Raw genomic sequence first — 26350 nt, 5'->3', positions numbered from 1 at the left:
ACTTGAATCGCTCGAATCGGTGCTCGGCGGAGACGGGTGCCACCACGTCTCTCGGGGGCGATGGCAACGCAAACCGTTTAGTTCGCCCGCGCCCGCCGTCGAACCGATGAGTCTCGACGTCACCGTCGCCGTCCCCTTCCGGCAACACGGCTCGACCCGCCTCGGCGAAGGCGAGTTCGTCGTCGCCCTGTCGCTCGACCGCGACTGGTTCTCCCCGGACCAGGCCAAGCGCCTCATCGACCTCGCGGCGGGCCGCGGCCTCGTCGAACGCGACGACGGCGAGGTCGTCGCGACGTTCGACCCCGCCGAGGTGCAGATACCCGAGGAGTTCGAACCCGACGCCTCCGTCCTCCGCGAGCAGTCGGCGTTCGAGCAGATTCTCGACGCCTGCGTCGCCGCCGGCGTCGAAAAGCAGGCCGCCGTCGCCGGCATCAACGAGCGGCAGTCGCGCCTCGGTATCACCGCCGAGGCCGCCGCGGTCCTCTTCGCGCGCGCGAACGACGTGAACGTCGACGACGCGGCCGAGAAGGCAAAGCGGTCGCTGGCCGAGTAGCGGCGTCCCATCTCTCTTTTCTCTCCGCCCGCCAGCAAAGCGACACCCCGAAACCGTCCGGGCGCGAACGCCCGGCATGGTCGTCGATTCGCTCTCCGACGGGACACGCATCGCCCAACTGCTCGCCTCGGAGGTCACGGGCCACGAGGACGCCTTTTCGGTTCTCTCCGTCGTCGACGCCGACGCCGACGTGGAGCCGACCGACGACGGCGCGCTCGCCTACGCGGTCGCCGCCGACGGCGAGCGCGTCGCCGAGGTGTACGTCCAACCGGACCGCGCCCGCGTCGAGTTCCTCGCCCACCCCGACGTGACCGCCGAAGCCGCCTCCGAAGAGGGGCTTCGCGTGCGCCCGAAGGCGGTCCGCCCCCCGCGGACGCTCGTGTTCGTCGAGGACGGCGCGCAGGTGAAGTGGACGCTTCCGGCGTTCCGCGCGCTGGTCGCGGCGCTCGACGCCGAGGAGCGAGGCGAAGACGAAGAATAGACGCCCGTCGCGCGACCGACTCAGAGGTCCGCGACGAGTTCCGGAAGCGCCGTCGGCAGGTCGTCGTGGTGGATGTGCGCGACCGCCCGCGGGTCGGGGTCGTCACAGCCCTCGCCGAGCACCTGCACCGGGACCATCCCGGCGTCGTGCGCGCCGGCGATGTCGTGGTGGACGCTGTCGCCGACGTAGACGGTCTCGTCGGGCGCGGTTCCGAGGTTGTCGAGCAGGGCTTGGAACGCTCGTTCGTCCGGCTTGCCGGCGGGGAGCGCCCCCGTCACGAGGGCCGTGTCGAAGTGGTCGCGCCACCCGAGTTTGTCGATTTTCGCCTCCTGGGCCACGACCGGCCCGTTGGTGAGGAGGCCGACGCGGTAGGTCGTCCGCAGGCCGGCGAGCATCGCCTCGACGCCCTCGACGGGGACGACCGCGTCGGTGATTCGCTCTCTGTACGCCGTCGCGACGCGCTCCGGGTCGACGGGGGAGCCGTGCTCGTCGAGGAGGGCCTCGAAGATGGGCTCGCGCGTCTCGCGCGTGAGGTTCTCTTGGTGTGCCCGGAGATACGCCTCTCGGGTCAGCGGGGGCGCGCCCGCCGCCGCCGCCGCCTCCGAGAGAATCGTCTCGCGGTCCCGCGTCGGCACCGCGAGTGTGTAGTCGAGGTCGAACCCGACCGCGCTGACTGACATCGTCGGTGAAGCGTTGGCAACGGAGCGGTATGAGCGTGCCGGGACCTGTCGAGGGGACGAGCCGTCCCGCGCCTGCTCGCGTCGGCCCCGTCGGGGTGGCTCCCACCGACGACGACAACCACTATACTTGTCGGCGACGACGCCGAGGTATGACCCTCGACCCCGTCCACGTGGACGACATCGCGTCCATGGCGAGCACCATCGCGGACTCGGTCGACGACGCCGACTACGACGACCTCGCGCGGACGGTCTGGGAGTCGTGGCTCGACCCCCTCGAATCGCCCGACGGGGGACTCCCAATCGTCGAGCCGCTCGGCGAGAAACAGCTCCACGCCGCCGATATCGACGACGTGGCGCTCACGGAGTCGCCGTTCCCGACCGTCCACGGCCTCGACTCGGGGACCATCAACCCGACGACGTTCAAAAACGGGCTCGTCCTCGACGTGGCCCACGCGGCGATGGCCGCCGAACCCTCTGACCTCGACCTCCACCGCCACCGCTCTATCGTCATGGCGGCCCACACCCACGACCCGGTTCCCTTCTTCGACACCGACGACTGGCTCCACTCCGACGAGGGCTACGGCCGCAGGCGCGTGTTGAGCGTCCCGCGGGTCAACCGCTACGCCGAGGGCGTCGTCCACGCGCTCGCGCTCTACCTCGCCGAGAGCGCCCACGCGCTCGAACACGCCGACGCCGTCGCCGACCTGCTCATCCTCGACGGGCCGGTGTACCCGAAGGAACTCCTGAACTGGCGCGACCGCGACGCCGAACTGAAGGACCTCGCTCGCGACGCGAAGCCGAAGGCCGTCGTGGAGAACTACATTCGACTCGTCGAGCGCTTCGTCGAGCGCGACGTGCCCCTCGCCGGCTTCGTGAAGAACCCCGGCGCGAAACACGTCGTCCGCACGGTCAGAAAACAGCTCGACGGGAGCGACGCCGGCAGGCGGCCGTGGGTCGACGACGCCGCCTTCTTCGTCAACCTGCTCGAACGCCGGGAGGGTCCCGACGGCGACGAGCGCCGCACCGACGAACTCACGTTCACGAGCTGGTTCGTCTCGCGCGGCGGGTCGGACCGCCAACTGAGCGCCGAGGGCGAGGCGTTCGGCATCGAGCGGAAGCTCGACCCCGAGGCGTACACGGTGACGTTCTTCGTGCTGTACGACCCCCGGACCGACGTGTGCTACCGGGTCGAAGCGCCCTACGCGTTCACGAAGGACCCGGAGACTCGGGCGGACCTGATGCACCACGTCGTCCGCGACGTGGCCGCCACGCGCGGGCCGCCGCTGGCGGTCGAGAAGGCGGACGAACTCGCGCGGGTGAGCATCGGCGAGAAGGCCGCGCTCAGGCGCAAACTCTCAGAAAAGCTCGACTCGGACCCGATGAAGAGCTACGACAACATCCGCTGGGTCGACGCCGACGAGTGACGGAGAGGGCGAGGGTGAGCGTGGGGAGCGTCGGCCGACTCAGCGCGACGCGTCCGACGCGTCGCCCTCGGGAGACCCCTCGTCGGCGGAGCGGTCCGCCGGGGCCGGCTGTTCGTCCTCCGGCGTTCCCTCCTCTTCTGGCCTGACGACCTCGACCCGCACGTCGTCGGCGGGGACGCCGACCCGCGCGAACTGCGTCCTGACGTGTTCTTTCGCCGCCGACAGCGCCTGCTCGCGGGTGTCGAAGCCGCGGGGAAGCGGCGTGTCGAAGGCGACCCGAATCGTCCGCCCGTCGATTTCGGTCTCCGAGCCGCCGCTTTCGACCTCGTAGAACTCGTCGCAGACCCAGACGTAGGGGGCGTCCTCGTTCGGCGCGCCGCGGTAGGTCGGCGCTTGCTCCCCCCGTTCGAATATCGTGCCGGTGAGTGCCGTGCCGCCGCCGTGACCGCGGACCAATAACATAGCCGGGCTAGGGGCGCGACACGGAAAAGTCGTACGCGACGGCCCGAGACCGCGGGATACGGGACCGCGGGTCACGGGACCGAGCGCCGTCGCCGACGCGTGGCTTTTTACTCGCCGCCCGCAAGCGTTGGAACATGACCGACCTGGGGGACTTCAGCGACTTCGCCGGCGACGACTCCGACGACTCGTCGGACGCGGGTCGAGACGAGCAGGCGGGGACCGCCGCCGGGAACGGAGGCTCCGCGCGTTCCGACTCCGTCTCGGAACCCGACGCGACCGCCGCGAGTTCGGCCGACGGCGACGGCGTCGATGCCGGCCGCGACGGGCGCGACGAACGCCGCGACGGCGGTTCGACCGATGCGACCAGCGCGGCCGGCGCGACCGGCGCGACCGACGACGCGGACGACCTGCAGTTCGACGAGTACGACGCCGACCCCGTCGGCGACGAGCGGGGCGTCGGCGCGATTGCGGTCTCGCCGGGCCTGCGCGTGTCGGAGGACCCCGAGCGGACGGCGCTCCGGGCGTTCGTGACCGCGGGCAACCGCGAGCGCGTCCGCCTCGGGAAGTACCTCGTCGTCCCCTACCCCGACGACGAACTGCTGTTCTGCCGCATCGTCGGCCTGGAGTACGCCCAGGAGTTTCAGGCCGACGACGCGACGGAGATTCACGCCCGCCGGGCCATGCGCCGCCCGGCCGACGAGTTCGAGGAGCGCGATTTCAAGTTCATGGCCGAACTCGAACCCATCGCCGTGCTGTTTTCCGACCGCGGCGAACTCAAGCGCCGGATGGTCGACCGCGTGCCGAAACCGCAGGCGACGGTCGGCGAGGCCACCGACGCGACCCAGATTAAGACCGGCCTGAAGATACCCGAGGCGGGCGTCTTCCTCGGCCACCTCTCGGTCGGCGGCGAGAAGGTCCGGACCGCGGCCCGGCCGCCGACCATCGACTACCGGCTGAAAGACGACTACACCGACGGCGACCCGCTCGTGTTCCGCCACACGCTCGTCGCCGGCGGCACGGGGTCGGGCAAGACCCACGCCTCGAAGAACATCCTGCGGCAGTACCTCTCGGGGGAGCGGAGCTACGAGATGGACGACGGCCGCGAGGTCCAGACCGCGGTCGTCCAGTTCGACCCGCAGGACGAGTACGCCCAGATGCACGACGACAACCCCGACATGGACGCCGAGACGGCCCGACGCTACGAGCGCGAGGGCGTCGCCCACGGCGGCCACGACGACACCGTCGCGCTCGTCCCCAAGATGGCCGGGTCGTCGTATCCGGGCGCGAACCACCGCGCCGAGCAGTTGGAGTTCACCATCCCCTTCTCGATGGCGCGGGACCTCCCGTGGCTCGTCGCCGGGAGTAGTCTCAACGACAACCAGTACCCGGCGCTCATCGAACTCCTGAACCGCTTCTTCCGGAACTACGGCGACTCGGGGACGTACAAGCAGTTCCTCCAGTTCCTCGACGACCCGGCGCTGAAAGAGGAACTGCACGAGTCGGGACGGGTCCACGAGGCCACCTTCGACGCGGTGAAACGCCGGGTCCGCGGCGTGCCGAGCGGCGTGTTCGACCAGGACGCCCGGCCGATAACCGAACTCGACCACCAGCTCGTCCGCCCCGGCGGGCTGACGGTCGTGCCGACCTACCACCTCTCGTCGAGCCGGGCGAAAGAGCTGTTCGTCCTCGCGGTGTCGGCGCTTCTCATCGACGACAAGCTCTCGAACGACCCGTCGAGCGACCGCATCAAGGAGACGCCGGTCGTCCTCGGGATGGACGAGGCGCACAACTTCCTCACCGACGCCGACTCGGTGCAGGCGCGGAAGGTCATCCAGAAGTTCACCGAGGCGGCAAAGCAGGGCCGAAAGGAGCGACTCGGGCTGTTTCTCATCACGCAGGACCCACAGGACATCGCCGACCCGGTGTTCAAGCAGGTGAACACGAAGGTCGTGCTCAACCTCGGCGACGAGGACGCCATCAAGAGCGTCAACATCCCGCCGAACCTCGAAGACAAGGTGCCGTACATGGAGAAAGGGCAGATGGTCGTCTACTCGCCCGACAACTCCGAACCCGTCGAACTGACGGGGCTTTCGACCTGCGTGACGCGACACGGCGACTGACGGCCGCGACGCGGCGCGCCGACCGCAGTTCCCTCGGGACGGGCGCACTCCGACGCGGCGCGCTCGCCGGGCGGCTTTTTAGCGGTCGGCCGAGTAGTCCGCGACATGGCCGAACACGTGCTCGTTCCGACCGACGGGTCGCCGCAGTCGGTCGCCGCGGTTCGCTTCGCCGCCTCGGAGTGGCCCGACGCCGAACTCACGCTCTTGAACGTCATCAACCCCGCCGACGCCGACTACAGAGAGCGGGCGCTCAGCGGCTCCGAAGAGTGGTTCCAAGCGGAGAAACGGAAGGCGAGAGAGACGTTCGCCGAGGTGAAAGCCGAGGTCGGAATCGTCGACGCCGACAGGGCGGTGACCGACCGCATCGAAGTCGGCAGTCCCCAGAAGGTCATCGTCGAGGTGCTGGGCGGCGACGACGCCGACTACGACCACGTCGTGATGGGGAGCCACGGCCGGACCGGCGTCTCGCGCATCCTGCTCGGGAGCGTCGCGGAAGAGGTCCTCCGGCGGTCGCCCGTGCCGGTGACCATCGTCAGGTGAGCCGCGACGGGCGGACGCCGTCAGCGCGCCGCGTCTCCGACCGCCCACGGTAACACCGACGCCACCCGGTCGCGTTCCGATACGAGGACTGCGAGCACACCGGAATCGGCCGGTTCGACCGGATTGCAACGCCCTATTTCCGTTCCGTCCCTGTCGGGAACCGATGGATTTCACAGAGGTCGTGACGACCCGCCGCTCGATTCACGAGTACGCCGACGAGCCGCTCGACGACGAGACCCTCCGGACGATATTCGAAACCGCCGTGCAGGCCCCGTCGAGCTACAACCTCCAGCCGTGGGAGTTCGTCGTGCTCCGCGACGACGAGACACAGCAGGCGCTCCGCGAGGCGGCCTACGACCAGGAACACGTCACCGGTGCCGCCGCGTCCGTCATCGTGCTCGGAAACAAGGACCCCGAGGCGCACGCCGAGACCGTCGCCGACGACATGCTGGAGAAGGGCTACCTGCCCAACGAGGAGGTCCGCGACGGTATCCTCGAGAACATCGCCGGCATGGCCGACCTCCCCGAGCAGGAGCGCCGCGTCTGGACCGTCCGCTCGACGTCGCTCGTCGCGATGTCGCTCATGTACGCCGCGTGGGACGAGGGCGTGGCCACCTGCCCCATCGGCGGCTTCGACGCCGACGCCGTCATCGACGCGTTCGACATCGACGGCGAGCGCTACGAGCCCGTGATGCTCCTGACGATGGGCATCCCCGCCGACGACGCCGGCGAGTTGCAGGCGGAGCGCAAGTACCGCCGCCCGGTCGACGAAGTCGTTCACTTCGAAAGCTTCGAGGAGCAGTCGGCGGAGCCCGCGCCCGCCGACGACTGAGCTATCGACGCCGACGGCGCTTCCGACGGCGTTTCCGACGACGCTTTTTTCTTCGCCGCGGAGGCGCGTGTCCGAGGCCGACGCCGCCGGAAGGCGGAACGCCGGATGCGGGGTCAGAAGATGTTCGCCTGCTGGTAGACGCTGAGACCCTCGTTCGTGAGTTCGTAGGGCTTGGTCTCCCGGGAGTGGTTCGCGTCGCGTATCTTCTGAATCTCGATTGCGAGCCGGGTCTCCCGGAAGTCGTCGCCGCGGACGTACTGGAGGACGAACACGGCGTCCGAGAGGTACTCGACGATGCCGTGTCGGGAGACGTAGGGGGTCGACTGGTCCGCCTCGGAGGTGAGCATCGTCGTCACGCCGGCGTCCTTCAGCGACCGCGTGAAGTTGAACACCTCGCTTCGGCGCTTCGAGGGGTGGTCGTACATCATCTCCAGAAGCGAGACGGAGTCGAGGACGAGCCGGTCGGCACCGAACTCCTCGACCAGCCGCGGGAGGTCGTTGCGGATGCTCGATAGGCTGTTTGCCATCTCGACGGGGTCGAGGTCAATGACGGCCAACCGGCCGTCGGCCTCGTGTTTCGAAAACTCCCACCCCTTCTCGTCGGCCGTGTCGAGGATGCGCTCGCGGCTCTCTTCGAGCGTGATGTAGACGCCGCTCCCGCCGTCATCGAGCGCCTTCCGGAGGAACTGCAGGCCGAACGTCGTCTTGCCGGTCCCGGCGCTCCCGATGGCCACCATCAGCGACCGCTCGGGGACGCCGCCGAGAATCATGTCGTCGAGCCCCTCGATGCCGATATCGATGCGGTCGATGTCGGAGTCGAACTCCTCGTCGTCGAAGGTCGGGGGGTCAGACCCCTCCGGGCCGGGACCGAACCCGAAGTCGTCGTCGGGCGACTCGCCGCCGAACCCGCCGCCCGCGTCGGGCGTCGGCGCGTTCTCGAACGCACTGGCGAAATCGGTCGCAAACGGGTCGTCGTCTGTCGGGCCGTCGTCGCCCTCACTCCCGCCGAACGGACCGCCGCCGAACGACAGCGGTTCGCCCTCGTCTTCGGCCGCGTCTGTCGCGTCGGGCCCGTCGCGTTCGGTCTCGGAGTCGGGTCCCACCGACACCGACGCGTCCGGCGAGTCCGAGTCCGAGTCCGAGCCCGGGCTCGGGCCCGAGTCCGCGGCCCCACCGCGACCCGCCGACCCGTCGGTCTCGCTGTCGTCGCTCTGCTCGCGTTCGTCCGGGTCCGCGTCGTCTGCGTCGGTCTCGCTGTCGTCGCGGTCGCGGAGTGCCCGCTCGAACCAGTCGTCGTCGTCACTCACGGGAACCACCACCGAACGACAGCGCGGCCGGCGTCCGTGCCTGCCATCACCTCATGGTGGGCAGGCGTCGTGATGAACGTTTCCCGTGTGGCCGCCCCGGGGCGTCCCCGTCGGGATGGGATGGGACGGGACGGGACGAGCGGACGCGAGACCGGGCGACGTGACGGTGGGCTTTTGCCCGGGGACGCCAAACCGCGGGGCATGAAGGTCGGCATCGTCGCACAGAAGGGCAACAGCCGGGCCGCGTACCTCGCCGCCGACACGAGCGAGGCGCTCGCCGAGGTCGACGCCGAGGCGGTCGTCGACGCGGCGACCGCCGAGGAGTTGGGAGTCGAGGGCGTCCCCGTGGAGTCGTTCGACTCCTGTGACCTCGTGGTGAGCATCGGCGGCGACGGGACGTTTCTCTACGCCGCCCGCGGTGCCGACGGCGTCCCCATTCTCGGCGTGAACCTCGGCGAGGTCGGCTTCCTGAACGCCGTCTCGCCCGACGACGCCATCGACGAGGTGTTGGCCGAAGTGGCCGCGTTCCGCGAGGGGGACCAGTCGGTTCGAGAGGTGCCCCGAATCGTCGCCACGGGCGACGGCTGGGAGATGGACCCGTCGATGAACGAGGTCGTCGTCCACGGCCCGCGGCGGGGGCACGGCGGCGGTGCGAGCTTGGAGGTCCGCGTGGACGGCTCGCTGTACTCCGGGAGCCACGCCGACGGCGTGCTCGTCACGACGCCCGCGGGGAGTTCCGCCTACAACCTCAGCGAGGGCGGCCCGCTCGTCCACCCCGGCGTCGAGGGGCTCGTCGTCACCGAGATGGCGGCCGACGAGGGGATGCCGCCGCTCGTCGTCCCCCAGGACGCCGCGGTGAGCGTCACCGTCACCGACGCGGCGTCGGCGGTCGTCGTCGGCGACGGCCGGACCCGTCGGACCGTGTCGCCGCCGACGGAGATTCGTATCGAGCGGTCCGACTCGCCGGTTCGACTCGCCGGGCCGACCTCCGACTTCTTCGAGGCGCTCGGCAAACTCGACTGAGCGCGCCGCCAACTACTCCGCGAGTTCTCGCTCTCGTTCTCCGTCGCCCTCGTCGCCCGCGGCCTCGGCCCGGGGGAGCGGCGTCCAGTCGATATCGACCACGTTGTCCGCCCGGCCGCGGAGTCCGGGCCGGGAGACGACCTCGAACGTCCGGTTTTCCGTCTCGCGGGTGAAAAGGGAGTGCGCGAGGACGTTCGCCACGTCGGCGCGGGGGACGCTCCCGCGGACGGAGTCGCCGCCCTCGCCGACGACCACGTCGGCGGTCGCGGGGGCGTCGGTGAGCGCGCCGGGCCTGACAATCGTGTGGTCGAGCGGCGCGTCCCGGAGTCGGGTTTCGCTTCGTTCCTTCGCCGAGAGGACGCCCGACGCGGTGAGAATCGCGCGGAGCGACAGCGGGAGTCCGCCCTTCGAGTCGCCGACGCCGATAGAGGACATGAGGACGAACCGCTGTGCGCCGGAGGCGGTCGCGGCGTCCACGAGGTTCACGACGCCCGCGCCGTCGACGAGGTCGCCGCGGATGGTTTCCAGTCCGGCGGAGACGCCGACCGCGGAGACGACGGCGTCGGCGTCGAGGACCGCCCGGCGGGCGTCGTCGGGGTCGAGGAGGTCGCCGACGACGACCTCGTCCGCGCCGCGCGCTCTGAGGTCCGACTCGGCGTCGGCGTCGCGGGTCAGCGCCCTGACGACGAGGGGCGTCTCGGCCAGCGCGTCGAGGACGTGTCGGCCCGTCCGACCCGTCGCACCGGCGAGGAGGACGCGACCGCGATTGCGTGCCATACCCGCGCATGGGGGCGCGGCTCAATAACCTTCGGGAACGCGTCAAAAGTCCGGGTCGGCGGCGGTCACCGGCCGGGAGAACGGAGAATCGGGTCGGCGGCGAGTCGAGTGGGCCGCGCGCCGTTCTGGCTCCTTACTGGCCCCAGTTGGCGACGACGCGCGGGCGGTCGCCGACCGGGAGCACGTCGATGTCCTCGTCGGCCGCGCCGCGCGCTTCGAGGGCCGCCTTCGCGGAGGCGTACGTCGAGAAGTAGCTGACCTCCTCTTCGACGCAGTCGATGAGCGTGTCGCGGTCGCGGGAGACGACGAAGTCGAAGTCGCCCTCGCGGAGCATCGTGAGGAAGTCGTCGACGTCCTCGGGCGTGAGCACCTCGTAGTACTCGCCGAAGGCGTCGAGCAGTTCCTGTCCGGCCTCGCTGTCGGCGTCGGGGAACTCGGGGTCAGCGAGGTCGACGTAGACGGTGCCGCCGGCCGGAATCGGGTCGTTGGCGGCCGACTGGGCCTTCTCGTAGGCCTTGCCGAACGTGGTCGCGGTGCCCATGACCTCGCCGGTAGACTTCATCTCCGGACCGAGACGCGGGTCCGAACCCGGCAGGCGGTCGAACGGGAGGACGACCTCCTTGACCGACACCTGCTCGGGAATCTGCTCGCTCACGCCGAGGTCGGCAAGCGAGTTGCCGGCCATGACCTTCGCCGCGAGCTTGGCGATGGGGACGCCCGTCGCCTTCGAGACGAACGGGACGGTCCGGGACGACCGCGGGTTGGCTTCGAGGACGTACACCTCGTTCGAGCCCTCGTCGTTTTTCTTGACCGCGAGTTGGACGTTCATCAGGCCGACCGTGTCGAGGGCGCTGGCGATGTCCTCCGTGACCTCGCGGACGCGGGCCATCGTCTCGTCGTCGAGCGAGCGCGGCGGAATCATACACGCGGAGTCGCCGGAGTGGACGCCCGCGGCCTCGACGTGTTCCATCACGCCGCCGATGAGGACGTCTTCGCCGTCGGAGACGGCGTCCACGTCGAGTTCGACGCCGTCGGCGAGGAACTCGTCGATGAGGATGGGCTTGTCGGGGGAGACGCGAACGGCCTCCTCGATGTACTCCTTGAGGTCGTCGTCGGAGTGGACGATTTCCATCGCGCGGCCGCCGAGGACGTACGACGGGCGGACCAACACGGGGTAGCCGAGGTCGTTGGCGAGGTCGAGCGCCTCTTTCTCGCTGGTCGCGGAGCCGCCTTCGGGCTGGAGGATGCCGAGGTCGTCCATCAGGCGGTTGAAGCGGTCGCGGTCCTCGGCGAGGTCCATCGCGTCGATGGTCGTGCCGAGAATCTCGCAGTCGACGCCGCGGCGGTCGAGTTCGGATTCGAGCGGGTGGCCGATGTTGACCGAGGTCTGCCCGCCGAACTGGAGCATGACGCCGTCGGCGTCGATGGCCTCGATGACGTCGGCGACCTCTTCTGCCGTGATGGGCTCGAAAAAGAGGCCGTCGGAGGTGTCGTAGTCGGTCGACACCGTCTCGGGGTTGTTGTTGACGACGTGCGCGTCGATGCCCATGTCGCGGAGCGCCTGCACCGCGTGGACCGAGCAGTAGTCGAACTCGACGCCCTGCCCGATGCGGATGGGACCGCCGCCGACGACGACGACGCTCTCCATGTCGCGGTCGACGCGGAGTTCGTTACCCGCCGAGTCGCCCTCGAAGGGGCCGCGGAAGAACTCGGGCTTGCGCGCGGAGTAGTAGTACGGCGTCTGCGCGGCGAACTCGCCGGCGCAGGTGTCGACCTGTTTGTAGGTGCGGCCGGGGACGTTCTGTTCGACCTCGCCGACGCTCGTGCCGGTCGCCGCGGCGATGCTGGCGTTGGTGTGGCCGGCGGAGGCGGCGGCGGCGAAGTCGCCGTCGGAGGCGGCCTCGACCGCCTCGACGACGCGGCCGAAGCGCTCGACGTACCACTCGTGGATGTCGGTCAGTTCGACCACGTCCTCCGTGGTGTAGCCGCGCTCGAACGCCTCGAAGATGGCGTACGGGCGGTCGGGCGTCGGCGTTTCGAGGTAGTCGGCTTCGAGCTCCTCGTCGGACACCTCGTCCCAGTCGGCGGCGGGGTCGTACTCGGACGACCGGAGCGCCTTCAGAAGCGACTCCTCGAAGGTGCGCCCGATGGACATCGCCTCGCCGGTGGACTTCATGGCCGTCGAGAGCTCGAAGTCCACGTCGGTGAACTTGTCCTTGGGCCACCGCGGCACCTTCGTGACCACGTAGTCGATTGCGGGCTCGAAGGCGGCGGTGGTCTCGCCGGTGATTTCGTTGGTAATCTCGTGGAGGCGCTTGCCGAGGGCGACCTTCGCCGTGACGCGGGCGATGGGGTAGCCGGTCGCCTTCGAGGCGAGCGCGGACGACCGCGAGACGCGCGGGTTCACCTCGACGACGCGGTACTCGCCGCCGGGGGTGCCGTCGTCGTGCCACGCGAACTGGATGTTACAGCCGCCCTGAATGCCGAGTTCGCGGATGACCTGGAGCGCGGCGTCGCGCATCTCCTGGTGGCCCTCGTCGGGGATGACCTGCGAGGGCGTGACGACGGTGGACTCGCCGGTGTGAATCCCCATCGGGTCGATGTTCTCCATGTTGCAGATGATGATACACGAGTCGTCGGCGTCGCGCATCACCTCGTACTCCAGTTCGACCCACCCGGAGATGGACTCCGTGATGAGCACCTCGCTGTTGCGCGAGAGGCGGAGGCCCTTGCGGACGCGGGAGACGAGTTCGTCCATCTCGTGGACGACGCCCGACCCGGAACCGCCGAGGGTGTACGTCGTCCGCGAGATGACCGGCAGGCCGCCGACGGCGTCGACGGAGGCCTCGACGCGCTCTACGAGGGCTTCCTCGGTGATGTTCTCGACCGCCTCGCCTTCCTCCAGCGAGATGGTCGTCGACTTCGGGACGGGCTGGCCGATCTTCTCCATGCGCTGGCGGAACAGGTCGCGGTCCTCCGTCGCGTAGATGGTGTCGAGCGGCGTGCCCATGATTTCCACGTCGAACTCTTCGAGGACGCCCTCCTCCGCGAGTTCGGCCGTGACGTTGAGTCCGGTCTGTCCGCCAAGCCCGGCGATGACGCCGTCGGGGCGCTCGCGCTCGATAATCTCAGAGATGGCCTCGGTCGTAATGGGCTCGATGTAGACCTTGTCGGCCATCTCGGGGTCGGTCATGATGGTCGCGGGGTTCGAGTTGACGAGGACAACTCGCGCGCCTTCCTCTCGGAGCGCGCGGCAGGCCTGCGCGCCGGAGTAGTCGAATTCCGCCGCCTGTCCGATCTGGATTGGGCCGCTTCCGATGAGCAAAATCGTCCGGTCCTCCGTGCCTTCCTGAGGTCCGGTCGAGGTGTCCTCGTCAGTCATCGTCGGAATCCAATCCGCACATCGTAATAAGTCCGGCGAAAAATTACGAGGTCCGAAACTCGATTGCGAATTTCGAAAAGCTCGCCGAACGACCGTGTCGCGGCCGGGGAAGGCTTTTGAGGGGTATCTGAGTAGCGGCTACGCATGCCCGCGGTATTCACCACACCGCCGCCGCTCGACGCCGGGAGCCGGGTGGCGGTCGTCGCGCCGTCGCGGCCCGTCGACGAATCGCATTTGGACCGTGCGTGCGCGCGACTCCGCGACGTGTTCTCGCTCGACCCGGTCGTCTTCGAGTCGGCCCGGCGCGACCGGGAGTGGCTCCGGGACAACCCGGCGGCGCGGGCGGCGGACGTGATGGAGGCCTTCGAGGACCCATCGATACGCGGCGTCATCGCGGTCACCGGCGGCGACGACCAACTGCGGGTGCTCCCGCATCTCGACCCGACCAGACTGACCGCGTCGCCGACGCGGTTCTACGGCTTCAGCGACAACGACAACCTCCGGCTGTTCCTCTGGAACCACGGCATTGTGAGCTACGGCGCGACGCTCCACCCGACGCTCACCGTCGACCCGGAGTTACACCCGTACGTCGAGCGCTACCTCCGGCGGGCGTTCTTCGAGCGCTCCATCGGCGTCGTCGAACCCGCGCCGGAGTGGACCGACGACTGGTTCGACTTCGACACCGAAGCACCGCGGGAGTGGCGCGACAACCCCGGTCGGACGTGGCGGGGCGACGAGCGCGTGACCGGGCGACTCTGGGGCGGCAACTTCAGCGTCGTGAAGTGGCATCTCCAGACGGGGCGTTACCTCCCCGACCCCGACGACCTCGAGGGCGCGGTGCTCGCGCTCGAAACCTCGGAGGACGTGCCGCTCCCGCGCGAGGTCCGCTACACCCTGCGGGCGATGGGCGAACGCGGCTTGCTCGAACGGTTCGACGGTCTCCTGATGGGTCGGCCGCGGACGTACTCGCCCGGGCTAGAGTGGGAGCCGCCGGAAAACTACGGCGAGCAACTCCGCGAGGAAGTCCTGACAGTTCTCGGCGAGTACAACCCCGACGCGACGGCGGTGTTCGACGTGGCGTTCGGCCACGCCGACCCGGCGGTGCCGCTCCCGCTCGGCGCGAAGGCGACGCTGGACCCGGCGGTCGGCCGGCTTCGAATCGACTGAAAAGCGGGGCGTTCCCGCCCGGGCGCTACATGTACGGTTCGGGGTCGAGGTCGCGCTGGGCGCGGTACTGGTCGACGAACTCGCTCACGTCGAACTGCAACATCTTCGACTCGAACTCCGAGACGACGTCGTCGTCGTCGGCGTGGCTGACGGCGTGTTCCATCAGTTCCACGACGAGCTCGACGATTATCTCGTGGAGCCGTCGAGAGTCGAAATCGGTCACCCAGACGATGCCCGCGCCGAGTTCGCCGTCCTCGGAGACGTCCTCGGAGACGACGGCCTCGGGGAACTCTTCGAGGACGATACCCATGAGGTGGGCCGTCCCGAACTCGGGCATGTCGTCGCTCGTGGTCTCGATGGTCTCCTGCAGGATTTCGACGAGGAACTCCGGGAGGAAGCGGTCGGGCGGGTGGACGTCCATGACGACGGCGTGGCTGTCGCCGCACGGACAGTCGAACTCCCGTTTGCCCAAGTCGAGTTCCCGGACGCGCTTCGTCTCGCCGCAGGGGAGGTCCAAGACGGCCCCGCGGCCGCCGGGAACGCTCGGTTCAGACATACCCGTGGGTTGCGGTTCTCGCCGTTTAAACGTCGCGTTCTTCGGAATCGGCGCGCGCAGAACGAGATGACACGGAAGGTCAGTCGCGGTCGGTCGGTCCGTCGTACTGTCGGCGAAAAACGGCGGCGGCTCGATGCGAAACGCGCGGCGGGCGTCCCCTCAGCGACGGCCCGAGACGTAGACGATGGGGCCGACGATGAGGAGCGTGATGCCGAGGAACATGTAGTGCGGCTTGCCCAGCGTCACCGGGGTCAGAAGGAAGATGAGCCCGAACAGCGTGGCGTTGATGCCGAGGACGTGCCGGGACTTCAGCGGTAGGGTTCCGACCGTCGACAGGATGAACACGAGCAACAGCGCCTGCCCGATGTTGTAGTCGAGCAGGAAGGTGTCTACGAGCTGAAGGGGAAGCATCTTGTTTTCTCGGTCGGTTCGAATCGACTATCAAAGTTCCGTTATTCTCGTTGGAAACCGGCGGTCGAACCCCCGGATATTGGGGCCGACGGGGGGTCGGTGCGGTCCCGACGCGCGGCGAACACCGCTGTCGACGCGGGGTGACCTCCGACGCGCGGCGGCGGACTACCCGGACGGACCGGTGATGTCGAGCGGCCGAAGCCACCCGTACCAGACGATAAACACCATCCCCGCGTAGCCGAGCGTGAACACGAGCATCCCGAGGCCGTTGTAGCCGGCCTCGCCGAGCAGGCGGCGAGCCACCCCCGGGAGGACGATGCCGAGCGTCACGACCGCCGCGAGAAGGAGGTTCCCCCGCGACAGAAACGACTGCTTCGTCTCGCTCATGAGCGCCACTCGGGGCCGAGGCGACGTGAATCGCACGGTTCCGAGAGCGACCCCGAACCCCGGTCCCGACGCGCCCGAATCGCTCGACTGCGCGCCCGCGGCACCGAAAACCTATATCGTCCCCCGACGCACCGCGGGTATGCATCTCCGTCCCCTGCCCGAGGAGCACCGCGAGACGTACCGCGAGTTCCTCAACTACGCCTTCCGCCCCGAGAACGGCCCCGACTGGTCGAACGAGCGACTGCCCGACCCGGAGAACCACCGCCCGCGGGGGTTCTACGACGCCCCGCCCGACGCGGCTGTCGAGGACCTCGACGCGGCCGACCTCCGGACGGTCTGTGCCTTCTACGACTTCACGGCTCGCGTCCGCGGCGAGTGGCACCCGCTCCCCGGTATCTCGGCGGTCGCGTCGCCGCCGGAGGCGCGCCGGCAGGGCCACGTCGCCGCGATGCTCGACGGCCTCCTCGCGGAGTTCCGCGACACCGGCCGGTATCTCTCGGCGCTCTGGCCGTTCGAGTACGCCTTCTACCGCCGGTTCGGCTGGGCGACCGCGAACAACTACGCGAAGACGACGGTGCCGCCCGACGAACTCGGGGCGGTCGCCGCCGGCCCGGCCGGGGAGTTCGTCCGACTCGACGCCGACGACTGGGAGCGGGTCAAAGACGTGTACGCGGCCGCGGCGACCGAGGACCTCGCGGTGGACCGAAGCGAGGGCTGGATTCGTCACCGGCTGTTCCGCGGGTGGGAAGACGACCCGTTCGTCTACGGCTGGGAGCGAGACGGCGACCTCCGCGGCTACGTCGTCTACGACGTGACCGGCGACTGGGAGTCGCGGACGCTGTCCGTGGGCGAACTCGTCGCCGTCGACGCCGAGGCCCGCGCTCAGCTGTTTCGGTTCCTGCGGGACCACGACTCACAGGTCGACGAGGTCGTCCTCTCGTCGGAACGCGAATCGACCCGGCTCATCGACGACCTGACCGACCCGCGGGCGGCGACGGTCGAACTCAAGCCCGGGCCGATGGTCCGCATCGTGGACGTTCCGGCGGCCCTCGAAGCCGTCACGTTCCCCGTCGACGCCGCCTGCGACCTCTTCCTCGCGGTCGAAGACGGCCGATGCGACTGGAACAACGGCCCGTTCAGCCTCGTCGTCACCGACGGCGAGGCGAGCGTCGAATCGGTCGGCCGCGACGCCGACCCCGACGCGACCGTCGAAATCGGGGCGCTCTCGCAACTCCTCGTCGGCGCTCGGGCCGTCGAGGCGCTCGCCCGCACCGACCGCCTCTCGGTCGCTGATGCGGAGGCGGCCGACGCCCTCGCCTCGGTGTTCACAGAGCGGGACCGCTACCTGCGCGAGGGGTTCTGAGCGAGCGGAGCGTCGAGCCCGCCACCCGACCGGGTCGGGTTTTTTCTCACCGGCCGCCGAAGTCCGGGCGTGGCATCAGTTCCGATTCTCGTCGGATTCACAGTCGCCGGCGCGATTCTCGCGTGGAAGGGCGGCGACATGCTCGTGCAGGCCTCGGACCGGTTGGGCGCGTACTACGGGCTTCCCGCCATCGTGCAGGGGGCCATCATCGCCGCCGTCGGGTCGAGTTTCCCAGAGCTATCGAGCATCGTCATCGCCACGCTCCGGTACCAGTCGTTCGACATCGGCGTCGGCGCGGTCGTCGGCTCCGCCGTCTACAACATCCTCATCATCCCGGCGGTGTCGGCGCTCGTCGGCGAGGGCCAGCGGCTCGCCTCGAACCGCGACCTCGTCTACAAGGAGGCGCAGTTCTACCTGCTTTCCATCGCCGTCCTCGTGCTCACCTTCTCGCTCGCGGTCATCTACAGCCCCGCCGCCGACACCGCGGGCCTCGACGGGTTCGTCACGCGCTCGCTGGCGCTCATCCCGCTCGGGCTGTACGGGCTGTATCTGTTCATGCAGTACCACGACACGCTGGAGCACCGCGCGGGACTCACCGCCGTCGTCAACGACGTGAGCCCGGCCCGCGAGTGGCTCGCGCTCGTCGGGTCGCTCGCGGTCATCCTCGTCGGGGCCGAACTGCTCGTCCGCGCGGCGGTCGGCCTCGGCGACGCCTTCGGCACGTCGCCGTTCCTCTGGGGGCTGACGGTCGTCGCCGCCGGTACGAGCCTGCCGGACACGTTCGTCAGCGTCGCGGCCGCCCGGCAGGGCAACGCGCCGATGAGCCTCGCCAACGTCTTCGGGAGCAACGTCTTCGCGCTCCTCGTCGCCCTCCCGGTCGGCATCCTCGTCGCCGGGGGCGCGGTCATCAACTTCGAGGAGGTCGTGCCGATGATGAGTTTCCTCACGGGCGCGTCGGTCGTCTTCTTCGCCGTCCTCCGGACCGAGATGGCACTGACGCGCGGCGAGTCGTACGTCCTTCTCGCGACCTACGCGCTGTTCGTCGCGTGGCTGGTCGCCGAAAGCCTCGGCGTGACGAGCGTCCTCGGCTGAGAGGCCGACCGGTCGCGAGCGCGACCGCCGCGACGTCGGCTCAGTCCGGCGGTTCGACCCAGACCGGGCCCGCCCACGCGGTCCCGGGGAACTCGCAGTCACGCGGGACCTGCGTGACCCGGAGATAGTACGCGTCGGCCGCCGAGCGCCGGTCGTCGTCCCAGACCGTCCCCTCGACCGGGTCGTCGTCGGTCCACGAGACGGTCGCCGTGTACGCCGAAAGCGGCGCGTCGGGGTCCGAGGTAATCGCGTGCGACCGCCACGTCTCGCCGTTTTTGACGACCTCGACGCGTTCGAGCGGGGCGGTCCCCGCGACCTCAACTTCGACCTTGCGGGGCTCGTCGCGGGCATCGAGGCGGAGTGAACTGTCGTTCTCGCCCGGTTCGACGCCGCCGACTGAGAGGGACGCGAGGATGCGGTGCGGCTGGGTCGTCCCGTAGACGCGGCGGCTCCGGAGGCTCTCGAACACCGCCTCGCGGGTGAGTTCGGGCGCGCGGAACGCCGAGAGACCGCCCGGGTAGCTCCGCTCGTTCCAGACGCGCCAGATGCTCGACCAGCCGACGCCGTCGTCGACCCACTCGCGGAGCGAGGGAAGGTGCGGGTCGGCGTGGATGAGCGAGTGGCCGGGGTGCGGGCCGTGGTAGTCCGCGCCCGCGACGAGACCGACTCGGTGGCCCATCGAGAGCGCGTCGCGGACGAAGTGACCCGGCTCGTCGGCCTCGCCGCGGCCCATCGCCAGCGGGAACGGGTTCCCCTCGTCGCCCGGGAGTTCGCCGGACCCCCACTGCGAGTACACCTCGACGAGCGGCGCGAGTTCGTCGTCGTACTCGACGGCCGAGAAATCGAACGGATACATGCGCTCGGTCGGGTGGTGCGGAATCGTCACGACCCGCGAGTCGCGGGTCGACTCGAACTCGCGGAGTCGGCTCCAGAGCTTCTCGTAGGTGTCGGTCGTCCCGCCGCGGGAGTCCAGAAGGACGGCGTCGTCGGCGTCCTCGAAGTAGACGTTGACGTGGCCGCCGCAGTTGGGCTGTTTCGTCCACTCGTAGCCGACGAGCGTCACGAACTCGCCGGGGTCGTTGAACCGCTCGGCGACGCGGCGCGAGCGGTCGAAGTACCACCCGTGCATGAGGGCGCGCTGGAGCGACGGCGGGATGAAAAACCCCATCGTGTCGTGGTCGGTGTAGGCGACTACGTCGAGGTCCATCGCGTCACGGCCGAACCGATAGCCCTTCCGCAGGCTCCCCGTCCCGTCCGAGAGCCGCGAGTGCAGGTGGATGTCACCCCAGTAGACGCGCTCGTCGGGGGAGTCGGCGGAGACGGAAACGGGGTTCGAGACGTACCGCTCATCGAAGCCGGGCCGCGAGAAGGTCAGGTAGTGGACGCCGGGCGTCTCGAAGGAGACGGAGTCGGCGAGTCTGACGTACCCCTCGTCGTCGCCGGCGAGGGAGACGCGGTCGGGATACGTCGCGCTATCGTCGGTCGCAGACACCCGCAGGTCGCCGTCGTACGCGCCGTGAAGCCGCTCGTACTCGTCCCACGCCTGCACCGTGAGGTCGAGGGATTCACCGACGGCGACGGTCGACGGGAGGACCGCGTGGACGCGGTCGAGCGAGCCGGTTCGACTGCGCAACAGGTCGCGGACTGACGGCCGCCGCTCGGCGAACACGCGCATCGTCTCCGCGAACTTCCCGAGGGTGCCGGGGGGTTCGGCGTCGAACACGTAAGGGAGTACGAACGCGTCGCTAAAGAAGGACGAGGCCGACGGGAGTCGGATATCGAAGCCACTCTCGGGAGCAGTCGCTCAGAAAACGGAAAACGGACTCGCCGCGGAAAGGGCAGTCGCGGCGAGCGAGGTTGATGACGACTGCACGCGCAGTCGGGGGGTCGGGGTCGGTCCGAATCCTGTTAGTCGCCGGGCGTGTTACCGCGCTGGTACCGGCCGACCATCTTCCACATCGCCGCGTCGAGGTCCTCGCCGTCGGCGGCGGACTCAATCTGGCGGTACAGGTGTTCGGAGACGTCGATGGTTGGCATCACCAACACGTATGGCGTGTACGGATTTAATACTACTGGGATACAGAACTGAGTAAATTTGTCCGAGGCCGCGGGACCTCGAATCGAGAAATCGGAAGACTGCGCCGCCGCTCGGGGTCGTGAGACGGTTATCTCCGAGAGAAACTCGGATTGGAAGACGTGACAGAAACCGGAATGTTCGCTACTGCCGCGCCTGCCGGAGCGACGCGCCGTCGAAGCGCTTCAACGCGAGTTCGCCCACTTCGAGCGGGTCGACGGGCGTGTCGTGTTCGTCGTCCATGTGTTCCATCACGAGAACGCCGACGCTCTCGCGGGAGTCGGCCGTGGAGGTGTGGCCGCACCCGTACAGACAGGTGAGTTCGTATTCCATGTTATTCGGTACCACAATCTATCGCGTGATATAGCTTTCTCTGTATTCGCCCGTTCGACCAGTCATGTGCCGATAAATGCAGACGATTCTGTGCAAATAGGGTCGATATTGAGCTGAATAAGCAGGTATTTGGGTCAGACATTAGTGATTCTCTGTACCGAGACAGTCGCCGCTCGGTCGGCGGAGTCGAGGCTTCGTCGCTGATTCGTCCCGACGGCACGAACGACAGACCGAACGTTCTCTCGGTCAGTGGTATCCGCAGAAGTTGGGTGGCCGGGGAGTTTCAGCCCCTGACTCGCATCGGCAACGAAACGTTATCGATGGGAGTGGGCCAACGCGGATTTGAACCGCGGGCCTCCCGGTTATCAGCCGAGCGCTCAACCTGACTGAGCTATTGGCCCAGGTAAGCGCATTCACTCGTTGTGCGCTGTTGATTTTAAGACTTTCTTTTCGGAGGCGCGTTGGTGCGTGTTAGTGAATGTCGTCGCCGTCGGTCGATTGCGGGACTCGAAACGCGCGGCAATCGCGTGGCTACGCGGATGAAACACCGGAACAGCCGACGCGAGAGCGGAGAAGACGCGCTACGTGGAGTCGTTGCGGTCACCGTCGAAGCGGTAGGAGTCGGGGTCGGCGTCGTAGACGCCGTCACCACCGCTACTCCCGCTACTGCCGCTTCCGCCGGAACCGCTCCCGCCGCTCGGGCCGGGCGAGCCGCCGGGGCCGCCGGGACCGAAGTCGCCCTGCGGGAAGCCGGTCGTCCAGACGTTGCCGGTGACGAAGCCGTCGGCGCGCTTGTCGAGGTACGGCTTGACGACGAAGCGCTTGAGCACCTCGCGGATGGGGTACCGAGTCACGGGGATGGCGAGCAGGAAGCCGATGGTGTCGGTGACGAGCCCCGGCGTGAGGAGGAACGCGCCCGCGGCGATGAGCAGGCCGCCGTCCATGACCTCGTTCGTCGGGAGGTCGCCGCCGGCGAACTTCGACTGGAGGCTTCTGAGGGTGTGTCGCCCCTCGGCGCGGACGATGAGCATCCCGACGAGCCCGGTCAGGACGACGAGCGCGACGGTCGGCACGAGGTTGATGTACTGCGCGACGACCACGAGTAGCAACGCGTCGGAGAGGGGGATGAGGAGCAAGAGCGCCATCAGCGTGCGCGTTCGCATGAGCGACACTACCGGGTCGCGGCCCATAGCCCTTTTGTCCCGCCCGCGGCGCGTCGGTCTCCCGAATCCGTCCGCGACGGTCGTCGAGGAGCTCGCGCGACCCGCCGACGGCGACCGGTCGTGCCACGAGGGCTCGAAGCGCTTACCCGCGTCCACCGCGGATGGGTGGACATGACCGACGAGACGCGCGTCGAATGGCGAGAGTGGGGCCCCGACGCGTTCGCCGAGGCGCGAGCGGCGGACAAGCCGATTCTGCTTTCGCTGTCGGCGACGTGGTGCGAGGACTGTCACGAGATGGACGCCGAGACGTACGCCGAGCCGCGCATCGCGGCCAATCTCAACGACGGCTTCGTCCCGATTCGGGTGAACGTGGACCGCCAGCCGCGCATCCGCGAGCGGTACAACATGGGCGGGTTCCCCTCGACCGTCTTCCTCGCGCCCGACGGCCACCCCATCACGGGCGCGACGTTCATCGGCCCCGACGGCATGCGGCAGGTCATCGACCGCGTGCGCGAGGTGTGGGAGAAGAAGGGCGCAGAGGCCGGGCGGCTCCCGCGGGCGCTCAGGGGCGACCTCCCGCCCGCGGGCGAGGTCTCGCCGCAGATCGAATCGCACCTCGCCGGCCAGTTGGAAGTCGCCTTCGACGAGGCCCACGGCGGCTGGGGCGACGCCGCGAAGTTCCCGCTCCCGCGGACCGTCGAGTTCGCGCTGAAGCGCGACCGAAGCCGGGCGCTCCGGTCGCTCGACGCGGTTCGCGACGGCCTGTACGACCCCGTCGAGGGCGGCTTCTTCCGCTACGCCGACGACGCCGCGTGGTCGAAGCCGAACCGCGAGAAGACGCTCGAATCGAACGCCGCGCTCCTGCGGGCGTTCGCAAACGGCTACCGCTACACCGGCGAGGACGCCTACCTCGACCCGGCCGCGGGGACCGCCGACTTCCTCGTGGACTCGCTGTGGACCGGAACCGGCTTCGCCGGGAGCATGGGTCCCGCGGCGGGAACGGACTACTACCTCCTCGGGGAGGAGGGCCGCGACAACGCCCCCGGCCCGCGGACCGACCTCACGGTGTACGCCGGCGGCAACGCCCTCGCCGCGGACGCGCTGTTGGTGCTGGCGGGCCTCACCGACGACGAACGGGCCCGCGAGTTCGGCTCTCGCGCGCTCTCGCGAGTCGCCGAGGACCTCGTCGACGACGGCGTCGTGACCCACTTCCGGTCCGGCGGCGACGCGGGTGAGGAACTCCTGCTCGAAGACCAAGCGCGCGTGGTCGCCGCGGCCTGTCGCGCCCGGCAGGTGCTCGGCGGCGAGTCGGTGGCGGGCGAACCGGTGCTCGAACTCGCCGCCGCGGTCGCCGACGCCGCCATCGACGAACTGTTCGACGAGGGCTCGTTCCTCGACGGCCCCGCGAGCGGCGAGGCGCTCCTGTCGTCGCCGCTCCGCCCGCTCGACGGGAACGTGGAGATGGCGAACGCGCTTCTCGACCTCGCGGCGCTCACGGGCGACGAGCGCTACCGCGAGGTGGCACAGGAGACCGTCGCCGCGTTCGCGGGCGCGTGGGACCGCATCGGCGTGCAGGTCGCCGCCTACGGGACCGTCGCGGCGCGGTTGCTCCGCGACCCGCTCGTCGTCGAACTCAACGACGGGGTCGGCTCCGACCTCCACCGGGCGGCGCTCCGCGTCGCGGACCACGAGGCGCTCGTCGTCCCCGAGGCCGACGCCGCCGACCTCGCCGCCGGGACCGCGCGCGTCAGCGCCGGCGAGACGACGGTGGAGGCAACCACTCCCGAGGAGTTGATGCAGGCGGTGTCGTCAGTCACGCCCGACGCCTGACTCCAACCCCTGACCGCGACCGGCGGCAACCGAACTCGGGTGTAAACATCCGGTTTGTTTATCAAGGAGAAACGTGACGGACGGTGCATGACCAGTCTGCGAGACCTCGGGCTCTCCGAGTACGAAGCCCGGGCCTACCGCGCGCTCCTGCGGACGGGGGCGACGACGGCCAAGGAGTTATCCCGCGCCAGCGACGTTCCCATGGGCCGCGTCTACGACGTGCTGAACAGCCTCGAACAGTACCACCTCATCCGGAGTCAGGCGGCCAGCCGGCCGAAGAAGTACGTCGCCGTCGAGCCCGACACGGCGCTTGACCGCCTGCTCGAATCGAAGCGCCAAGAGCTGGCCGAGAAGGCCGAACAGTACGAGAACGTCGTCGCCGAGCTGACCGACGAACTCGACGCCGCGGAGCCGGTCCACGACCAGTTCTGGACGGCCGCGGTCGGCGCGGACGAGACCATCGACCTGCTCGTCGAGCGCCTCGCGGCGGCCGACGACTCGCTCGCGATGGTCGCCGGGACGCCCTCGCCGCAGTTCGACCTCGACGCCGTCGGCGACCTCGTCGTCGACGAACTGGAGGCCGCGCTCGACCGCGGGGTCGAAGTGTCGATGCTCATGTCGCCCGGCCTCGTCGACAGCCTGCCCGAGAGCGTCGGCCAGAGCTACATGGACCGGCTGTCGAGCAGGTCGAACTTCCGCGCGCGCACCGCGGAGAACGTCACGGGCGTGTTCAACCTCATCGACGACGTGGAGGTCTGTATCGAGGTGCCGAACCCTCTCGACCCCGGCCGGGCGTTCGCCATGATCGACCTGAAAGACCCAGAGTTCGCCGCCGACCTCCGAGCGACGTTCGACCCGCGTTGGGAGGAAGCGGCACCGTTCTCGCTGTAGCGGCTCGCGGCGGCGGAAACGGGAACTGAAAATCGAGTACGGGACGGGATTCGAAAAACGAGCGTCTCGGGCGTCGAGAGCGTTCAGGCGTCGAGTTCGTCGCGGAGCTGTCCCAGCGTCACCTCGCGCTCGGCGTGGGCGTTGTGCTGGTGAATCGACTCGTCGTTCGACTGTTTCATGTGGACCACCGCGTCGTCGCCGAGGTGGTCGAGCGCGTCGATGGACATCTCGGCCATCGAGCGGACGCAGTCCTCGACGAACTTCGCGTTCGCGTGGGCGTGGTAGGTCATGTGGTCCTCGTCGGGGCGCTTTGCGAGGTTGTAGATGCGCGCCGACATCGAGTCGCGGGCGATGTCGATGAGGTCCATGAGGTCGACCTCGGGCGAGCCCTCCGTCTCGACGGTGAGCGTGGCGTGGCCGCGCTGGGAGTGCCCCGGCTGGGGCACCTTGTCGAGGAACTCCTCGATGGTGTCGTCGTCCACGGAGAGGTCCTGTAACACGTCGCGGGCGCGGGAGGCGGACATGCCCTGCGAGCAGGGACAGACGGTCATGCCGACCACTTCCGCGCCGATTTCCTCGCGGGTGCCCTCGTCGGTCGCGGTGGCGCTGGCGATGATTTGGGCGGTGCTCTGGGTGGACAGGCCGCTGGCGGGGGTGTCCTCGCGGACGACGAGCTCGGCGGTCATGCTGACCTCGGCGGTCGTCGTGTACTCGTGTTTGGCGAGGAGGCGCTCGGCGGCGTCGCCGCACATGTCCTCGACGCGGTAGGCCGGCTCGGAGACGGCGGCTTCGAGAACCTCGTCGATGACCTGCATATTTCGGCTCATGTCGATGCCCTTGCGGCCGCCGGGGAGGTCGACGAACACTTCGAACTCCGCCATCAAGACGAGGGGTCGCTTCCCGTCGCGAGCTATCTTGACGAGCTTCTCGACGCCCGTGACGCCGACCTGGCTCAGCCCGACGGTCACGTCCGGCTGGGAGGCCTGTACGTCAGGCAACTGGTGACTCATCGGAGAATAAGAAGTGCCGTTGCTGATTAGTGCTTTCGATAGGGGAACGGAATCGCGGGCGAACGCGCCGCTGTGTTCCGACTAGGGCCAGTCGTCGCGGCCCTCGTCCTCGAAGGGGTCGGCGGGGGCGTCGTCGTCGCCGGCGAGCACCCACTCGGCGGCCTCGGCGGCGTCCTCGACGGGGAGGTACTCCCAGCCGGTCTCTTCGGCCACCGCGCGGTCCTCGTCGGACGTGCCGACGAAGACGTGCCGGTCGGTGTCGAACTGGCGCATCACGTTTTCGAGGCTCTCTTTGACGCCGCGCGGGCCGGAGAAGAAGTCCTGCCGGATGCGCTCTTTCCGGGTGAAGTTCGTCACGACGTAGGTCGGCTTCTCGCTCACCACGCCGATGTACTTCGTCCACGTCCGCGCGTCCGAAAACGCCGCGTTCGGGTCGCCGAGCCGCTTGAGCGCGGAGAGTTCGAACGCGAGCGTCATCGTTCCTTGGCCGCC

Annotated in this window: 26 protein-coding genes and 1 tRNA gene; 12 read left to right on the top strand and 15 right to left on the bottom strand. The window is 69.0% G+C overall.

Features of this window, described 5'->3' with window-relative positions; translation table 11 throughout:
• Positions 1-106: 106 nt before the first annotated feature.
• Both C438_RS12115 and C438_RS12110 read left to right on the top strand, forming a co-directional pair.
• Positions 107-553: a DUF2240 family protein gene (locus C438_RS12115; protein ID WP_004969694.1), complete on the top strand. Its 447-nt coding sequence runs from the start codon at positions 107-109 to the stop codon at positions 551-553.
• Between the two features lie 76 nt (positions 554-629).
• Positions 630-1034 (top strand): hypothetical protein, encoded by a 405-nt coding sequence (locus tag C438_RS12110; RefSeq protein WP_004969692.1) that lies wholly within the window; start codon positions 630-632, stop codon positions 1032-1034.
• A gap of 20 nt (positions 1035-1054) precedes the next feature.
• Here C438_RS12110 and C438_RS12105 read toward each other — a convergent pair whose 3' ends face one another.
• Entirely contained in the window at positions 1055-1714 is a 660-nt protein-coding gene (locus C438_RS12105) for an HAD family hydrolase (RefSeq protein ID WP_004969691.1), read from the bottom strand.
• Positions 1715-1863: 149 nt separating this feature from the next.
• On the opposite strand from C438_RS12105, the gene C438_RS12100 reads away from it, so the two are divergent.
• On the top strand, positions 1864-3138 hold the full coding sequence (locus C438_RS12100; RefSeq protein ID WP_004969690.1) for a DNA double-strand break repair nuclease NurA: 1275 nt from the start codon (positions 1864-1866) through the stop codon (positions 3136-3138).
• A 39-nt stretch (positions 3139-3177) separates the two neighbouring features.
• Here the strand turns inward: C438_RS12100 and C438_RS12095 are convergent, their stop codons facing one another.
• A complete protein-coding gene (locus C438_RS12095) occupies positions 3178-3600 on the bottom strand; it encodes a DUF7113 family protein (RefSeq protein ID WP_004969689.1) in 423 nt (140 codons plus the stop codon).
• 134 nt (positions 3601-3734) lie between these two features.
• Between C438_RS12095 and C438_RS12090 the strand changes: the two genes are divergently transcribed.
• The 3 genes from C438_RS12090 to C438_RS12080 all read left to right on the top strand — a co-directional run bounded on the left by C438_RS12090 (position 3735) and on the right by C438_RS12080 (position 7092).
• On the top strand, positions 3735-5720 hold the full coding sequence (locus C438_RS12090) for an ATP-binding protein (RefSeq protein ID WP_004969688.1): 1986 nt from the start codon (positions 3735-3737) through the stop codon (positions 5718-5720).
• 105 nt (positions 5721-5825) lie between these two features.
• Entirely contained in the window at positions 5826-6260 is a 435-nt protein-coding gene (locus tag C438_RS12085) for a universal stress protein (protein ID WP_004969687.1), read from the top strand.
• 163 nt (positions 6261-6423) lie between these two features.
• Positions 6424-7092 carry a nitroreductase family protein gene (locus C438_RS12080; protein ID WP_004969686.1) on the top strand — a complete coding sequence of 223 codons (669 nt, stop codon included), beginning with the start codon at positions 6424-6426 and terminating at the stop codon, positions 7090-7092.
• Between the two features lie 113 nt (positions 7093-7205).
• Here C438_RS12080 and C438_RS12075 read toward each other — a convergent pair whose 3' ends face one another.
• Positions 7206-8399 (bottom strand): KaiC domain-containing protein, encoded by a 1194-nt coding sequence (locus C438_RS12075; protein WP_049918039.1) that lies wholly within the window; start codon positions 8397-8399, stop codon positions 7206-7208.
• 201 nt (positions 8400-8600) lie between these two features.
• On the opposite strand from C438_RS12075, the gene C438_RS12070 reads away from it, so the two are divergent.
• The gene (locus C438_RS12070) at positions 8601-9422 is read left to right on the top strand and encodes an NAD(+)/NADH kinase (RefSeq protein WP_004969684.1); all 822 of its coding nucleotides are present in this window, start codon (positions 8601-8603) and stop codon (positions 9420-9422) included.
• Positions 9423-9434: 12 nt separating this feature from the next.
• Here the strand turns inward: C438_RS12070 and C438_RS12065 are convergent, their stop codons facing one another.
• Together C438_RS12065 and carB are read right to left on the bottom strand one after the other, a co-directional pair.
• The gene (locus tag C438_RS12065; RefSeq protein WP_004969683.1) at positions 9435-10199 is read right to left on the bottom strand and encodes an SDR family oxidoreductase; all 765 of its coding nucleotides are present in this window, start codon (positions 10197-10199) and stop codon (positions 9435-9437) included.
• A gap of 133 nt (positions 10200-10332) precedes the next feature.
• Positions 10333-13581 carry a carbamoyl-phosphate synthase large subunit gene (carB, locus tag C438_RS12060; protein ID WP_004969682.1) on the bottom strand — a complete coding sequence of 1083 codons (3249 nt, stop codon included), beginning with the start codon at positions 13579-13581 and terminating at the stop codon, positions 10333-10335.
• Between the two features lie 144 nt (positions 13582-13725).
• Between carB and C438_RS12055 the strand changes: the two genes are divergently transcribed.
• Complete coding sequence (locus C438_RS12055) at positions 13726-14748, top strand: S66 family peptidase (protein ID WP_049918018.1); 1023 nt, start codon at positions 13726-13728, stop codon at positions 14746-14748.
• 25 nt (positions 14749-14773) lie between these two features.
• Here C438_RS12055 and C438_RS12050 read toward each other — a convergent pair whose 3' ends face one another.
• The 3 genes from C438_RS12050 to C438_RS12040 form a co-directional block, all read right to left on the bottom strand.
• Positions 14774-15304 (bottom strand): DUF5815 family protein, encoded by a 531-nt coding sequence (locus C438_RS12050; protein WP_004969680.1) that lies wholly within the window; start codon positions 15302-15304, stop codon positions 14774-14776.
• 159 nt (positions 15305-15463) lie between these two features.
• Positions 15464-15715, bottom strand: a complete 252-nt coding sequence (locus tag C438_RS12045) for a hypothetical protein (protein ID WP_004969679.1) — start codon at positions 15713-15715, stop codon at positions 15464-15466.
• 165 nt (positions 15716-15880) lie between these two features.
• Positions 15881-16102 carry a hypothetical protein gene (locus C438_RS12040; RefSeq protein WP_049918016.1) on the bottom strand — a complete coding sequence of 74 codons (222 nt, stop codon included), beginning with the start codon at positions 16100-16102 and terminating at the stop codon, positions 15881-15883.
• A 139-nt stretch (positions 16103-16241) separates the two neighbouring features.
• Here C438_RS12040 and C438_RS12035 point away from each other — a divergent pair, with 139 nt between their 5' ends.
• Positions 16242-17465 carry a GNAT family N-acetyltransferase gene (locus C438_RS12035; protein ID WP_004969677.1) on the top strand — a complete coding sequence of 408 codons (1224 nt, stop codon included), beginning with the start codon at positions 16242-16244 and terminating at the stop codon, positions 17463-17465.
• A 69-nt stretch (positions 17466-17534) separates the two neighbouring features.
• Positions 17535-18557: a sodium:calcium antiporter gene (locus C438_RS12030; RefSeq protein ID WP_004969676.1), complete on the top strand. Its 1023-nt coding sequence runs from the start codon at positions 17535-17537 to the stop codon at positions 18555-18557.
• Positions 18558-18597: 40 nt separating this feature from the next.
• Here C438_RS12030 and C438_RS12025 read toward each other — a convergent pair whose 3' ends face one another.
• The 5 genes from C438_RS12025 to C438_RS12010 form a co-directional block, all read right to left on the bottom strand.
• Positions 18598-20280 carry a DUF3604 domain-containing protein gene (locus C438_RS12025; protein ID WP_004969675.1) on the bottom strand — a complete coding sequence of 561 codons (1683 nt, stop codon included), beginning with the start codon at positions 20278-20280 and terminating at the stop codon, positions 18598-18600.
• Between the two features lie 185 nt (positions 20281-20465).
• Entirely contained in the window at positions 20466-20594 is a 129-nt protein-coding gene (locus C438_RS20095) for a hypothetical protein (RefSeq protein WP_004042243.1), read from the bottom strand.
• A 181-nt stretch (positions 20595-20775) separates the two neighbouring features.
• Positions 20776-20964 (bottom strand): hypothetical protein, encoded by a 189-nt coding sequence (locus C438_RS12020; RefSeq protein WP_004969674.1) that lies wholly within the window; start codon positions 20962-20964, stop codon positions 20776-20778.
• A 327-nt stretch (positions 20965-21291) separates the two neighbouring features.
• Positions 21292-21365 (bottom strand) — tRNA-Ile (locus C438_RS12015).
• A 180-nt stretch (positions 21366-21545) separates the two neighbouring features.
• A complete protein-coding gene (locus C438_RS12010) occupies positions 21546-22127 on the bottom strand; it encodes an FxsA family protein (RefSeq protein WP_007274504.1) in 582 nt (193 codons plus the stop codon).
• Between the two features lie 171 nt (positions 22128-22298).
• On the opposite strand from C438_RS12010, the gene C438_RS12005 reads away from it, so the two are divergent.
• Together C438_RS12005 and C438_RS12000 are read left to right on the top strand one after the other, a co-directional pair.
• Positions 22299-23957 (top strand): DUF255 domain-containing protein, encoded by a 1659-nt coding sequence (locus C438_RS12005; protein WP_049918013.1) that lies wholly within the window; start codon positions 22299-22301, stop codon positions 23955-23957.
• An 87-nt stretch (positions 23958-24044) separates the two neighbouring features.
• Complete coding sequence (locus C438_RS12000) at positions 24045-24848, top strand: TrmB family transcriptional regulator (RefSeq protein ID WP_004969671.1); 804 nt, start codon at positions 24045-24047, stop codon at positions 24846-24848.
• Positions 24849-24931: 83 nt separating this feature from the next.
• On the opposite strand, the gene mptA is transcribed toward C438_RS12000, so the two are convergent.
• Together mptA and C438_RS11990 are read right to left on the bottom strand one after the other, a co-directional pair.
• Positions 24932-25858 (bottom strand): GTP cyclohydrolase MptA, encoded by a 927-nt coding sequence (gene mptA / locus C438_RS11995; protein WP_004969670.1) that lies wholly within the window; start codon positions 25856-25858, stop codon positions 24932-24934.
• Between the two features lie 81 nt (positions 25859-25939).
• Positions 25940-26335 (bottom strand): DUF7124 domain-containing protein, encoded by a 396-nt coding sequence (locus C438_RS11990; protein ID WP_004969669.1) that lies wholly within the window; start codon positions 26333-26335, stop codon positions 25940-25942.
• Positions 26336-26350 lie beyond the last annotated feature (15 nt).

Origin of the sequence: Haloferax denitrificans ATCC 35960, from assembly GCF_000337795.1 — an archaeon.
Lineage (GTDB): Archaea > Halobacteriota > Halobacteria > Halobacteriales > Haloferacaceae > Haloferax > Haloferax denitrificans.
This window is presented reverse-complemented; position numbering and strand designations above follow the sequence as displayed.